12 protein-coding genes are annotated in these 14,088 nt (G+C 65.3%); 3 read left to right on the forward strand and 9 right to left on the reverse strand.

The features are described 5' to 3' along the window. Positions 1-20: 20 nt before the first annotated feature. From M4J39_RS07635 to thrC, 8 genes are all read right to left on the reverse strand, one after another. Positions 21-722, reverse strand: coding sequence for a TerC family protein (locus tag M4J39_RS07635; protein WP_251727221.1), 702 nt, complete (start codon positions 720-722; stop codon positions 21-23). A gap of 151 nt (positions 723-873) precedes the next feature. Then, positions 874-1,491: an HAD family phosphatase gene (locus tag M4J39_RS07640; protein ID WP_251727222.1), complete on the reverse strand. Its 618-nt coding sequence runs from the start codon at positions 1,489-1,491 to the stop codon at positions 874-876. 66 nt (positions 1,492-1,557) lie between these two features. After that, on the reverse strand, positions 1,558-2,979 hold the full coding sequence (gene tldD, locus M4J39_RS07645; RefSeq protein WP_251727223.1) for a metalloprotease TldD: 1,422 nt from the start codon (positions 2,977-2,979) through the stop codon (positions 1,558-1,560). Positions 2,980-3,098: 119 nt separating this feature from the next. Next, on the reverse strand, positions 3,099-3,629 hold the full coding sequence (locus tag M4J39_RS07650; protein WP_371875415.1) for an invasion associated locus B family protein: 531 nt from the start codon (positions 3,627-3,629) through the stop codon (positions 3,099-3,101). 93 nt (positions 3,630-3,722) lie between these two features. Then, a complete protein-coding gene (locus M4J39_RS07655) occupies positions 3,723-6,716 on the reverse strand; it encodes an EAL domain-containing protein (RefSeq protein WP_251727224.1) in 2,994 nt (997 codons plus the stop codon). A 188-nt stretch (positions 6,717-6,904) separates the two neighbouring features. Continuing rightward, positions 6,905-7,492 carry a GNAT family N-acetyltransferase gene (locus tag M4J39_RS07660; RefSeq protein WP_251727225.1) on the reverse strand — a complete coding sequence of 196 codons (588 nt, stop codon included), beginning with the start codon at positions 7,490-7,492 and terminating at the stop codon, positions 6,905-6,907. Further along, a complete protein-coding gene (locus M4J39_RS07665) occupies positions 7,489-8,769 on the reverse strand; it encodes a pitrilysin family protein (RefSeq protein ID WP_251727226.1) in 1,281 nt (426 codons plus the stop codon). Before M4J39_RS07665 ends, M4J39_RS07660 begins: the two co-directional genes overlap by 4 nt. Positions 8,770-9,059: 290 nt before the next feature. Then, entirely contained in the window at positions 9,060-10,460 is a 1,401-nt protein-coding gene (gene thrC / locus M4J39_RS07670) for a threonine synthase (protein WP_251727227.1), read from the reverse strand. 188 nt (positions 10,461-10,648) lie between these two features. Between thrC and M4J39_RS07675 the strand changes: the two genes are divergently transcribed. Next, complete coding sequence (locus tag M4J39_RS07675; protein ID WP_251727228.1) at positions 10,649-11,497, forward strand: patatin-like phospholipase family protein; 849 nt, start codon at positions 10,649-10,651, stop codon at positions 11,495-11,497. Here the strand turns inward: M4J39_RS07675 and M4J39_RS07680 are convergent, their stop codons facing one another. Continuing rightward, positions 11,498-11,938 carry a nucleoside deaminase gene (locus tag M4J39_RS07680; RefSeq protein ID WP_251727229.1) on the reverse strand — a complete coding sequence of 147 codons (441 nt, stop codon included), beginning with the start codon at positions 11,936-11,938 and terminating at the stop codon, positions 11,498-11,500. It abuts the gene before it with no gap. A 131-nt stretch (positions 11,939-12,069) separates the two neighbouring features. Between M4J39_RS07680 and M4J39_RS07685 the strand changes: the two genes are divergently transcribed. Next, positions 12,070-13,440 carry a pseudouridine synthase gene (locus M4J39_RS07685; RefSeq protein WP_251727230.1) on the forward strand — a complete coding sequence of 457 codons (1,371 nt, stop codon included), beginning with the start codon at positions 12,070-12,072 and terminating at the stop codon, positions 13,438-13,440. After that, on the forward strand, positions 13,421-13,981 hold the full coding sequence (rsmD, locus tag M4J39_RS07690) for a 16S rRNA (guanine(966)-N(2))-methyltransferase RsmD (protein ID WP_251727231.1): 561 nt from the start codon (positions 13,421-13,423) through the stop codon (positions 13,979-13,981). The genes M4J39_RS07685 and rsmD overlap by 20 nt, the downstream gene beginning before the upstream one ends. The last annotated feature ends 107 nt before the right edge of the window (positions 13,982-14,088 follow it).

Here is a 14,088-nt window from a genome sequence, read left to right on the forward strand (position 1 = left end):
CCGACCAAGGTCAAACGGCCTCAGTTCAGAATGTCGCCTGTAGCATCCTGGAGATCCTGAATCTGGCAGCTTTGTTCGCCGGTGATCCCGGTACAGACCTCGACCGAGCCACGGTGGATCATGTCTACGGAGACATAGAGAATGACCAGGAGGCCGATCCAGGCGATCCAGCGGAAGCGGTGCAGCAAACGCGCAATCAGCGTCGCCGCGGCCCCCATCAGGCCAACCGACAGCAAAAGGCCGATCACCAGAATGCCGACGTGATCGCGCGCCGCGCCCGCCACGGCCAACACGTTGTCCAGCGACATGGAAACGTCGGCGAGGATGATCTGGATCAGAGCCTGACGGAACGTCTTGCCGCTCGAAGCCGGCGTTGCGTCGCAAGCAGCGGAATCGAGAGCCTGTTCGGCCGCCTCGACACCCCGCGCCTCCTCGTGACGGCTCGACCAGATCTCCCGGAACATCTTCCAGCAAACCCAGAGCAGCAACACGCCACCGGCCAGCGTTAAGCCGACAATGGCAAGGAGATGCGTCGTGATGATCGCGAACAGGATCCGCAGGGCAACGGCGCCACCGATGCCCCAGAAAATCACCTTGCGCCGAATGGACCGATCGACACCCGCCGCCGCCATTCCGACGACGATCGCGTTGTCACCAGCCAACACGACGTCGATGAAGACGACCTGAGCCAGTGCGGCGAGCTCAACCGACAAGAAATCCATCGAAAACACGGCGTCCGTCCCAACCTTGTTCGGCGAGACGCCGATATCTTCCAGGCAAATTCCCGACCGCCGGTCAGGTAGGATGCACGGGAGGAAATTTCAATGGCCGAAGTGAAATTAGACCCTCGTCATTTATACTGACGAGGGCGAGTCAGAGAAGGCCGAGGGAAACGAGTTCGGCCTCCAGCGCCACCGGTGTGGTGAAGACCGCGCCGAAAAGTCCGGCGGCGCGGGCACCTTCCACGTTTACCGGCATGTCATCGGTAAAGAAGCTTTCCTCCGGCCGGAAGCCCAACCGCCCCAAAGCCCGATGAAAAACCTCCGGATCGGGCTTCAGCGTCGAGAACGAGGAAGACACCAGGAAGCGATCGCCGGCAAGGCGGGCGAGGTCCGGTGCGAGTGTTTCCCGATAGGCGTAGACCAGGGGACCGTTGTTAGTCAGCACCCCGACCGTCGTGCCCGCTGCGAGCAGCCGTTCGATGAGAGCGAGCGTACCCGGAATGGGCCGCATGCCGAGCCGACGCGCCTCGACCCAATCCTTGATCTCCAGCGGATAGCCGAGGCGGTCGCGCCAGGAGGCGATATAGAGTTCCGGCGTCGGAAAGGCCCCACCGTCGGCCGCGGCTTCGAGCCCCTCGCCCCAGATACGCTCGCTGATGAAGACGGGGTCGAGTCCGGTAACGCTGGCAATGTGGGCGATGCGATCGGCGCGCGTGTAGGTGTAGACGACATCGTCCATGTCGAACAAGGCGAGGCGGATGGGACGCATACTGCTTTCTCGTTACGGCTCGGATGGCCACCGGGAACCGGTGCCGGCTGTTCGGCGCCTGAGAGTTCAGGTCGCCGTACCGCCCACGGTGACCTGATCGATCCGGAGCGACGGCTGGCCGACGCCGACCGGCACGCTCTGCCCGGCCTTGCCGCACATGCCGATGCCCCTGTCGATTTCCAGGTCGTTGCCGATCATCGAGACCCGCTTCATTGCCTCGGGTCCATTGCCGATCAGCATGGCGCCCTTGATCGGCTCACCCACCTTGCCGTTCCGCACGCGATAGGCCTCCGTGCAATCGAATACGAACTTGCCGGAGGTGATGTCGACCTGCCCTCCGGAGAAGGAGACGGCGTAGATGCCGTCCTTCACCGAGGCGATGATCTCCTCGCGGCTCTTGTCGCCCGAGAGCATGTAGGTATTGGTCATGCGCGGCATCGGCACATGCGCATAGGATTGCCGACGGCCGTTGCCGGTGGACTCGGCGCCCATCAGGCGGGCGTTCTGACGGTCCTGCATGTAGCCGACGAGACGCCCGTCCTCGATCAGCACCGTCTTCCGGCTCGGCGTGCCCTCGTCGTCGATGGTCAGCGACCCGCGCGCGTCCGGCAAGGTGCCGTCATCGACGATGGTCACGCCCTTCGCCGCCACGTGCTCGCCCATCAGCCCGGCGAAGGCGGAGGTCTTCTTGCGATTGAAATCGCCCTCGAGGCCATGCCCGACCGCTTCGTGCAATAGAACGCCCGTCCATCCGGGCCCTAGAACGACATCGAAGGTTCCAGCCGGCGCCGGTTTCGCTTCGAGATTGACCAGGGCCTGACGGAGCGCCTCGTCGACGGCGTGTTGCCAACGATCGGGCGTGATGAAGCCGTCGAGCGCCAGACGGCCGCCCTCGCCATAAGAGCCGCTCTCCTGGCGGTCGCCGCTGCCGGCGATCAGCGATACGTTGACGCGGACCAGCGGGCGCACGTCCCTGAGATGGACGCCGTCGGCGCGAATGATCTCGACGATCTTGTGGCTGGTGGTGATCGAGGCCGTCACCTGCCGCACGCGCGGGTCGCGGGCTCGCGCCCAGGCGTCAATCTCGGAAAGGAGCGCAACCTTGTCGGAGAACGCCGGCGAGAGCAGCGGATTGACGTCGCCGTAGAGCTTGCGGTTGGTCGGGCGCGGCGGCTCGGCAACCGTGCCGGCATAGCCCATCGAGACGGCCTTCACCGCGTCCGCGGCCCGACGCAGAGCCTTTTCCGAGAGATCGTCGGCGTGAGCATAGCCCACCGCCTCACCAGCGACCGCCCGCAGGCCGAACCCCTGGTTGACGTCGTAGGTGGCGGTCTTGAGGCGCCCATTGTCGAAAGCCAGCGCCTCGCCTTCCGAACGTTCCAGGTAGAGTTCGCCGTCGTCGGCTCCGGCGAGCGCATCGCGAACGAGGCGTTGCGTCGCGTCGGGATCGAGACCGGCGAGGGCGAGAAGATCATGGCGTTCGGTCATCGGCGGCGGCGCCCCATGTTAAGGAGGATCGCTTCCTCCATAAATGCAAACGTCCGGCGGCTCCAGCCTCCGGACGCGCAACATGTCGTGTTTCGGGCAGGCCCACGCAAGTGCGGCACTCACGGCAGGGCGTCGAAACCTTCCTTGAAGCCCTTCAACGAGATCGGAATGCCGATGCCGTCTTCCGGGGAATCGTAGATGATGAACAGCGCCTTGCCGCCCTTCTCGAGCTGGCCGACGAGATCGTCCTGCAAGACCACCTCAGCATAGCAGCCGCGCGCCCGACAGCGGACAAAGCCGACGCGACCGATGTCCTTGTCGTCGATGCGAAGGCCAAGACCGGCCATCAGGTAGACGCCGAGCGGGGCCAGAACGCGCATGATCCTGGCCTTCTTGTCGACCGTCTTCACGATCAGCACGGACAGACCGATATTGTCGCGGTCCTCGGCGGTGACGTTTTGCACCATGGCGCACTGCTTGTCGCGAGCGCCAACAGGCTGGTCGCACCGGATCTGCCAGTCGCCATGCACGGACTCCACCTTGCCATCGACGAACTCCTGCGCCGCCGCCGAGGAGAGCGCCGCCGGCAGCGAGCCCATGGCGAGCAGAACGGAAAGGCAGGCGGAAAGAACGGTCCTCATGACGGTCATGATCCTCTCGTCAACGTCCCAGACCCTAGAGATTGGCGGCGAATCGCCGCCCGGTCCTTATTCCCACACTTGCGGCGGCACGAAAAGAGAGCGTCAGGCGGCCGGCGGGCCGCTGGCCGCTTCGCCAACCGCCACGGTCGAGGCGCCCGGCACTCGCTCCAGCACGCGCAACGGCGCGTCGGGAACGGCGACCGGCGCCACCTTGGCGACCGCCTTCTTCGCCTTCTCCATCAGCTTGCGCACCTCGTCGGCGCTCATCGGCGACCCGAAAAGGTAACCTTCGAGGTAATCGGCGCCAAGGTTGGCGACATCGTCGAGGTCGACGGCGCGGTCGACACCTTCCACCACCAGTTCCAGTTCGAGATCGTGGGCGAGCGAAGCGATGGTCCTCAAAAGAGCCTGCCGATGACGGCCGGAACTCCTCAGCACGTTCTGGTCGACCTTGAGCGTGCCCGGCGGCAACCGCTGCAGATAGCTCAACGAGGAAAAGCCCATGCCGAACTCGTCGACGGCAAAGCCTGCCCCGAGCTCCTTGATCTTCATCAGCATCTGCAGCGAGAACTCCGGACTTTCCATCAGCAAGCCTTCGGAGAACTCGAGGTGCAGCACGTCGCGCGGCAAACCGGTCCGTGACAGGATGGCCTTCACGTCATTGAGCAGTTCGTGGCGAAGCAGTTGCCGGTTCGACAGGTTGACCGACATGGTCAGCGTATCGCCGAAGGGCAGATGGTCACGCCAGTCGGCCAGTTGCCGCGCTGCCCTGTCGAGCAGGAACATGCCGAGCTGCACAACGAGGCCGGAGCGCACGGCGATCGGCATGAACTCGGCCGGCGGAATCGAACCCTTGCGTGGATGGTTCCAGCGCAACAGCGCCTCGAAGCCAGCCACGGAACGGTCGCCGGCCCGGATGACCGGCTGGTAGAGTACCGTCAGCTCGCCCTTGTCGATGGCGCCGCGCAGATCCTGTTCGAGCGACGTGAGATCGGCCGACATGATGCGTAGCGCCGGGCGGAAGGTCTCGATGCGATCGCCACCAAGCTTCTTGGCAAAGGCAAGCGCGATCTCGGCATCCTGCATCAGGGTTCGGGCTTCCTTGTCGTCGGCATCGGGCACGGCGATGCCGATGGAAGCGGTCAGGAACACTTCCTTCTCGCCAACGACGATCGGCGCGCGAACCGCCCGCTTGACGGTATCGGCAAAGGCGGCGAGCCGGTCGGAAGCCTGCTCGGACACCAGCACGATGCCGAAGCGGTCGCCTTCGAGGCGTGACAGGGTGTCGAGCGGCTTGACGAGACGGCCAAGGCGGCGCGCCAACGTCAGCAGGATTGTGTCACCCACCGACAGGCCCAGCGTTTCGTTGACCTGCCGGAAGCGATCGAGGTCGACGAGGAAGACGGCAGGCCGACGCTGGTTGTCCACCTTGGCGCGAACAAGGTCGGAGGACAGCCGATCGATGTAGAGCTCGCGGTTCGGCAACGAGGTGAGGTTGTCGTGGATGGCGTCGGACAGCAGGCGCTCCTGCGCCAGCTTCATGTCGGTGATGTCGAGCAGCGTACCGACGCAGCGGATTACCTCGCCGTCCGAACCGAGGATCGGGCGAGCGCGCAGACGGAACCACTGGTAATGGCCATCCTGGGCCCGCATGCGGAAGGTCTGGCTGAGGCGGCCCTTGCGCGTCTCGACAACGGCGTCGAGCGTCGCCTTGAAGCGCTCCCGGTCCTGCGGGTGCAGATAGTCGAGCCAATCGCGCGCCGGTCCCTCGAGGCGACCGCGCTTGAGCCCGAGACTCTCCTCGGCTTCGGCCGACGTGACGATCTGGTCGGCGAGCACGTCCCAGTCCCAGATCATGTCGCCGGAACCGGTGAGCGCCAGCGCCTTGCGCTCGCTGTCGTCCACCTGCCCCTGCGTGATGGCGCCGCCCGCGAAGGCATGCTGCATGACGGTGAAGCCGAGCAGCAGGACGACCAGCACGAGGCCACCGGCCAGCGCCGGCTGGGCCAGGTCGCTGACAAGGCGCCCAGACACGGCAAGACCGGTTCCGGCCAGCCAGGCGAGGAACACGAGCCAGGTCGGCACCAGCATGATCGCCCGATCGTAGCCTCGCAGAGCCAGCGCCACGATCAGCACGAAACCGACGCCGCCGAGCGCTGCCAGCACCATGCGGGCGATGCCGGCGGTGATCGAGGGATCGTAAAGGGCAAGCGCGAACAGGCCGGTCAACGCCAGAAGCGTGATCAGCATCACGTGGCTATAGCGCACGTGCCACCGATTGAGATTGAGATAGGCGTAGAGGAAGATCACCATGGTGACGGCGATCATCACCTCCGACCCGGCGCGGTAGAGCTGATCGGTTCCCGAGCCGACGGCGAACACCTTGTTCCAGAAACCGAAGTCGATGCAGAGGTAGGCGAGCACCGCCCAAGCCAACGCTGCCGTGGCCGGGAACATCATCGATCCCTTGACCACGAACAGGATGGTCAGGAACAGGGCAAGAAGGCCGGAGATGCCAAGCACGATGCCACGGTAGAGCGTGTAGGCGTTGACGCTATCCTTGTAGGCGTTGGGCTCCCAGAGGCCGATCTGCGGCAGGTCGCGTGTTCTGAGCTCGACAACGAAGGTGACCACGGTGCCGGGGTCGAGCGTCACCAGGAAGACGTCGGAGTCCTGACTGCTCTGCCGCTCCGGGGCGAAGCCGGAACTCGGCGTGATGGCCGCGATGCGCGAAGCGCCGAGGTCGGGCCACATGACGCGCGAGCCGACCAGATGGAAATGCGGGGCGACGATCAACCGGTCGAGCTGCAGATCCGACTGGTTGGAGAGCGAGAACACCACCCAGGACGGGTTGGAATCGATGCCCTTGGCGCGAACCTCGATGCGGCGGACAACCCCATCGGGCCCGGGGGCCGTGGAAACCTGGATGGAGTTGCCGGCATCGCGCCGGTACTCCACGGCATGGGTGAGATCGAGCGCCTTGACGTCGGGTTCGACGAGAATGGGCTCGGCAGCCAGCGCGAGATGAGGGGCCAGGCCGGCGGCAAACACCAGCAGAAACAATGCGACAGCGGCGCGGACGAAGGCCAAGGACACTCTCCAGCTCGACTGGCGAACAGTTCGGTTTCATGGACCGCGCCGGACACGCGGCGGCTCGTATCAGAAGGCGCGGAAGCCGCGACAGCGCCCGCTCCAAATCCTTCGCGCAACAACCTTCGAAAGCGCGTTCGGAGAGATATAGCCGAGGACGGCGGCCATGCAAACCGCCCGTTCGGCGCCCTCGATCAGGCTGTGTCGTCCTCGGTCGCCATGTGCGAGAGCAGCACGTGGTCCTGCCAGCGACCATCGATCATGAGATAGCGTTTCGCATAGCCTTCGCGAACGAATCCGGCTTTTTCGAGAAGACCGAGGGAGCGGTCGTTGCCGGGGATGCAGGCCGCTTCGACGCGATGCAGCCTCAGCTCGTCAAAACAGAACTTAAGGACAAGATCCACAGCCCGCCGCATGTAGCCGCGACCGGCATGACGCGCGCTCATCCAGTAGCCGAGGCAGCAGCTCTGGGAGACGCCACGGCGGATGTTGGATAGCGTGATACCTCCAAGGAGCGCGTCGTCGTCGCGACGGAAGATCAGGAAGGCGAATCCTGTCTGCTCGGCCGCCTCGCGCTGGACCCGGCGAACGCGGCGCTTGAAGGAGGCCCGCGTCAAATCCTCAGCCGACCACGTCGGCTCCCAAGGTTTCAGGAAGGCATGACTCTCGGAGCGCTCGTTGACCCAGGCCGAATAATCGGACACCGCCGGCAACCGAAGGGAAACGACGTCGTCCGTCAGCGTCGGAAGGGTTCCCGAAGCCACGACGCCGAAAAAAGTCATGCTGCGCTCGCCTTGGTCGACACCGCGCTGGCCGCGATCGAGCCAGCCGACGGCACCTTGGCAATCGGACCGATGGCCGCCAGCGTCGGATTGGGCGCGACATTGATCTTCTCGAGGAACTCGCAGATCTTCTGCGGCGTCACGGCATTGATACGCGTCACCAGTTCGTCGAGCGGCAGGATACGCCCGTGGAACATGATGTGACGGGCAATCTGGCCGGCCCGTGCCACAGGGCTTTCCAGAGCCATCAGAAGGCCAGCGCGAAGCTGCGATTGCGCGCGCTTGACCTCGACCTCAGTGACCGCCCTCGACGCGCGGGCGATCTCGTTCATGGTTTCCTCGACCACAGCGCCGGCGTCGCGCTCGCCCGTCGCCGCCGATATGCCGAAAATGCCCGCGTCCTCGAACCCCCAGTGGAAGGCGTAAATGGAGTAACAGAGGCCGCGCTTCTCTCGGATCTCCTGGAAAAGTCGCGACGACATGCCGCCTCCCAGGATGGACGAGGCGATCTGGGCGGTGATGTAGTCCTCATCGCCATAGGCGATGCCGGGGAAACCAAGCACGACCTGCGCTTCCATAAGGTCGCGTTCCTCGCGCGCCTCGCCGCCGACATAGACCGCACGCTCGGGAGCGATCGATTCCGCTTCGCCAAAATGCTGGAACTTGCGGCGGGCCATTCGCACCAGATCGCGGTGCCCGAGCTTGCCGGCAGCGGCGATGACGGTCCTGCCGCCTGTGTAGTGACGCCCGAGATAGCCGCGCAGGGCATCGTCGGAGAAGCCCTTCACCGTCTCGATCGAGCCGAGGATCGGGCGACCGATCGCCTGACCGGGGAAAGCGGCTTGCTGGAACATGTCGAAGACGAAGTCTTCCGGCGCATCGAGCGCGGCGCCGATTTCCTGGCCGATGACATGCTTCTCGCGATCAAGCTCCTCCGGCTCGAACTTCGAGTTCTGAAGGATGTCGGAGAGAATATCCAGGGCGAGCGGCACGTCTCCGGCCAGCACTCGCGCATAGTAGCTGGTGCTTTCGATGGAGGTGGCGGCATTCACTTCGCCGCCGACATTCTCGATCTCCTCGGCAATGTCCTTGGCCGAACGCTTCTTGGTTCCCTTGAAGGCCATATGCTCGAGAAGGTGGGAGATGCCGTTCTCGTCAGCCGCCTCCGATCGCGATCCGGCCGCCACCCAGACGCCCAGCGCCGCCGAAGCCAGATGCGGCATGGAATGGGTGACGACGGTGATGCCGTTATCCAACTTGGTTACTTCGACGGCCATCCGACCATTTCCTCCCTCGTGGTTCGGCCCGACACTTGCACTCGCTCGATACAGGTCTCCCGGCAAATGTCGCCCCCAGGAGAACCCCGAGCAGACCCTTGTTCCGGTGGGGCTTTTGAACTCGGCATTTGTGCCCGTCATGATGTCAGGCAGGATTCAAATGTCAAATTCACTCCACACCAAGGTCAGCTTTTGTTGCGAACTCTGCATGGAACGACGCGCCACTCAACACAAAGTTTCACGTGTCTCTTCACTTTTGACGGCGTAGCCCCTCCCTCCGGCCACGCCGTTCAGGCCAGAACCCGCGCCCGCTGGCGAATGAAGCCCTCGACGGTGGCGAGATCGTTGGAGAGCACCGTCATGCGCTCCGACCTCTGCATCAGATCGCCGAGGAACGCCGGCAAGGCCGGTCGTTCGCCGGTGGCGGCACCCACCGCATCGGGGAACTTGGCCGGATGGGCGGTCGCAAGCGTCACCATCGGCACCACGCCACCGGTGAAGGCCTCGGCCACGACAACGCCGTTGCCGCCGTGGGTATCGATCAGATAGCCGGCCTCGCTTCGCAGTCGCCGGATAAGCTCCGCCGTCGCTTCGACCGATGCCCGCCCGGCGCCGAACTCCTTGCGGATACCGGCATAAGCCGCCTCGGGCAACGTGAAGGCGCCCGACTGGGACAGGGTGTGCATCAGGCGGGTGACGACGCCCGCATCACGACCACAGGCCTCGAAGACGAGACGTTCGAAGTTTGAGGAGACCTCGATGTCCATCGACGGCGAGGTCGACGGCAAGACGCCGGTCGCCTCGTAGCGCCCGGTCTCGAGCGTGCGGGCGAGGATGTCGTTGACATTGGTGGCGATCACCAGCTTCTCGATGGGCAGCCCCATCTTCTTGGCGACATAGCCGGCGAAAATATCGCCGAAGTTGCCCGTCGGCACGGTGAAGGACACCTTGCGGGCCGGTGCGCCGAGCGCCACGGCCGCGACGAAATAGTAGACGACCTGCGCTGCGATACGCCCCCAGTTGATCGAGTTGACGCCCGAGAGGCAGAGTTCGTCGCGGAAGGCAAAGTGATTGAACATGCCCTTCACGAGCCCCTGGGCATCGTCGAACGTGCCTTCCAGGGCGATGCAATGGACATTGCCGTCGGCCACCGTCGTCATCTGTCGCCGCTGTACGTCCGAGACGCGACCATTGGGGAAAAGGATGAAGATGTCGGTGTTGTCGCGCCCGCGGAAGGCCTCGATCGCCGCGCCGCCGGTGTCGCCGGAAGTGGCGCCGACGATGGTGGCTCGCATGCCGCGTTGGCCGAGCACATGATCCATCAGGCGGGCGAGCAGTTGCATCGCCACGTCCTTGAAGGCGAGCGTCGGCCCATGGAACAGCTCAAGCAGGAAATGGTCGGGGGCGATCTGAACCAGCGGCGTCACTGCCGGATGACGGAACGTACCGGTATAGGCGGCGTCGATCATCCGCCGAAGATCGGCATCGGCGATGTCGCCATCCACGAAGCGCGAAATCACCTCGAAGGCGATATCGGCGTAGGGACGGCCGGCGAAGGACGCGATGGTCGCCGCATCGAGCGTCGGCCATGTCTGCGGTACGTAGAGACCGCCGTCGCGGGCGAGACCGGCGAGAACGACGTCGGAAAATCCGAGAACGGGGGCGTTGCCACGGGTGCTGACGTATTTCATGGAACTCTTCCCTGTTCTTACGCGACGGCGGTTCGCCTTCTTCCTGGGAATGCTCTAGCGGCGGCGCAACTCGGCCGCAAGCGCGCCGGCGGCAGTGAAAGATCGTTTTTTGACCGCCGGTCTCGCCAAGGCGTCGTGAAGACGCCATATCGATCCGGCATGCCCATCCGATGACGGAGATAGCAATCATGACCGATGCCGCCCCCCAGCAAACCGTTCCTTCCCTTGGGCTGGCGCTTGGCGGTGGCGGTGCGCGTGGTCTCGCCCACGTGCATGTACTCGCAGCTCTCGACGATCTCGGCATTCGTCCGTCGGCCATCGTCGGCTGTTCGATCGGGGCGCTGATCGGCGCCCCCGCAGCAGCTGGGCTATCGGGCGCAGAGATCGAGGACGAGGTACTCGCCGCGCTTGGCCGACCAGCGGACCTCTGGGGCAAGATATGGAAGCTTCGCCCGCGCAGCCTCGCCGAAGTCGTCGGAGGCTTGCCGCTATTCGACCCGGAAGCGGCAATCCGCGAGTTCCTGCCCGAGCGAGTTCCCGACGACTTTGACGATCTTCCCATCCCCTTCTCGGCCGTCGCCGCCGACTATTACGGGGCCGCCGAAGTGGAGATCGGCGCGGGCTCGTTGCGGCGCGCCGTCGCTGCCTCGATCGCCCTGCCCGCCCTGTTCCGGCCGGTGGAGATCGGCGGCCTGACCTTGATCGACGGTGGCGTGGTCAATCCGCTGCCTTTCGACAAGCTGCCGGAGGACGTCGGGATGATCGTCGCGGTCGACGTGGTGGGCATGCCCGTGCGGTCCGACAAGGGGCGTCCGCCCGGCGCCCGCGAAGCGCTGTTCGGCTCAAGCCAGATCCTGATGCAGTCCCTCATCTCCGAGAAGCTCAAGTCGCGCCAGCCGGATGTGCTGATCCGTCCGCCGATCGACGGTATCGGCGTGCTAGACTTCACCAAGGCCAAGGACATTCTCGCCGCCACCGCCTGCGTCCGCGAGGAGGTCAAGGCGGCCATCGGGCGCCGTCTAGACGCCGCGGCGTGATTATCGCTTGCCCGCGAAGAAGTCCTTGAGGAGCCGTCCGGCCTCGCTTTCACCGATGCCCGAATAGACCTCCGGCGCATGATGACAGCCGGGCGAAGCGAAGAAGCGAACGTTGTGTTCCACCGCGCCGCCCTTCTCGTCGGCCGCCGCGTAGTAGAGACGCCGCAGGCGTGCAAAGGATATGGCTCCGGCGCACATGGCGCAGGGCTCGAGGCTGACATAGAGATCGCAGCCGATCAGCCGCTCCGAACCGATCCTGGCGGCGGCGGCGCGGATCGCCAGAATTTCAGCGTGAGCGGTGGGGTCGGCAAGCTCAAGAGTCCGGTTGCCGGCGGCGGCCAGAACGGCACCGTCGCGCACGATCACCGCGCCGACGGGTACCTCACCTCGGGCAGCCGCCAAGCGCGCCTCTTCGATCGCCATGTCCATGAAGCCGGGCATGCTTTTCCTCTATACTGGCGACACGCGGTATAACCCGGCGATCGCCAGACGAACATAGGCTCGGCGCGAGCACGCCCACCGATCAACAGACCGGCTGCACGTCGCCTGCTTTTCCTGCTAAGAGCGTCGGCATGATCAAGACTCCCTCCCCCGCCCCCAAGGCGAAGAAATCTCCGGCCAAGGCCGACGACGGCGCCGACCGCATCGCCAAGGTGATCGCGCGCGCCGGTCTATGCTCGCGGCGCGAGGCCGAAACGTGGATCGCCGACGGTCGCGTCAAGCTCAACGGCCGCGTGCTCGACACGCCGGCAATCACTGTCAAGCCCGACGACAAGGTCGAGGTCGACGGCCAGCCGCTGCCCGAGCGGGAGAGAACCCGCCTCTGGCTGTTTCACAAGCCGCGCGGCACCGTTACGACCACCTACGACCCCGAAGGACGGCCAACGGTATTCTCGATCCTGCCCGAGGACCTGCCGCGCGTCATGACCATCGGTCGCCTCGACATCAACACCGAGGGGCTGCTGTTGCTGACCAACGACGGCGGTCTCGCCCGCGTGCTGGAGCTTCCGGCCACCGGCTGGCTTCGCCGCTATCGCGTGCGTGCCCATGGCGACATCGATCAGGCCCGGCTCGATGCGCTGAAGGACGGCATCGCCATCGACGGCATTCTCTACGGCTCGGTGGAGGCAACAATCGACCGTCGCCAGGGCGACAACGTCTGGCTGACGGTAGGACTGCGCGAGGGCAAGAACCGCGAGGTGAAAACCATTCTCGCCCATCTCGGCCTCGACGTGAACCGACTGATCCGCGTCTCCTTCGGTCCGTTCCAGTTGGGCGAATTGGCCGACGGCGCCGTCGAGGAGGTACCGCGCCGCGTTCTGCGTGCCCAGCTCGGCGACCGGCTGGCCGGCGAGGCGGGGGCCGATTTCGATCCGCGCGAGGAAGATCGAGCACCGATCCAGTCGGTGCTGGCCAAGGCAGGCAAGACGACGCCCGCTTCGAAAGACAAGCAGCCTGTTGCCAGGGATCGAGCACAGTCTCGACCGAAAGGCGTGTCGGCGGCGGCAAACCGCAAACGCCACGAAGCCGATCTCGATGCCGCGCAAGGCCGGCAGTCGACCGGGCGGAACAGCAGCAAGACAGGCACAGGCAAGCCGCCGGTTCGTGTCGCCAAGGCGGAAAGGCCGCAGCGCGCCACCCTGACGCTCAAGAGCGAGGCGAAAGACGGGCGCCGCGACGGCCGGCTGAGCCGCCGCGCCGAGGCCGAGGACGCACCGCGCGCCTACAAGTCGGGCAAGAGCTTCGAGGTCGATCGCAAACCGCGCGCCCACGGCGACGAGCCGGCGCGCGTTCGCGGCGACCGACCGCAGCGCGGCATCACGCCGAAGGGCAGCCGCATTCAGGACGGAAGTCCGATGAGCGCGCCGGGTGGCAAGGGATCAAAGGGCGGCCGCGGCGGGCCGGGCAAGCCGAGGGGACGCGATGCGGATCGTCGCCGGTAAGCATCGCGGCGCGGCGCTGGCCACCCCGGCGTCCGGCAGCCTCGCCATCCGCCCCACGTCAGACCGCTTGCGCGAGAGCGTCTTCAACATTCTCGAGCATGCCTATGACGGCGTTCTCGAGGATGCTCGCGTCATGGACGTTTTCGCCGGCACCGGCGCCCTCGGATTCGAGGCTATGAGCCGTGGGGCGAAGACCTGCCTTTTCGTCGAAGAGGCGGCGGAGGCGCGTGGCCTGATCCGTCGCAATCAGGAAGCCCTCGGCCTGATGGGGACGACGCGCATCTTTCGCCGCGACGCGACCGCCATGGGCTCGATCGGCCCGGCCGAGCCCTACGGCCTCGTTTTCCTCGATCCGCCATACGGCAAGGAACTCGCCGAAAAGGCGATTGCCTCGCTGCTCGCAGGCGGTTGGCTCGCGGAGGACGCCCTCGTTATCATCGAGGAGGCGGCCAAGGCCGAGGTGACGCTGCCCGACGGCCTTGAGCGGCTCGACCAGCGCACCTATGGCGAAACGCAGGTGGTCTTCGCCCGCCGGAGCTGAGCAAACACTCATACGCGTTCCGCTTGATCCGGACTCATCCGGCTCAAGCGGGTTTCGGCCTGACCGGCCGGCGCCCAGTCGGGCGCTTCCGCTTCTGTCAGGTTCCG

The sequence above is a fragment of the Pleomorphomonas sp. NRK KF1 genome, from assembly GCF_023721755.1.
Taxonomy (GTDB): Bacteria; Pseudomonadota; Alphaproteobacteria; order Rhizobiales; family Pleomorphomonadaceae; genus Pleomorphomonas.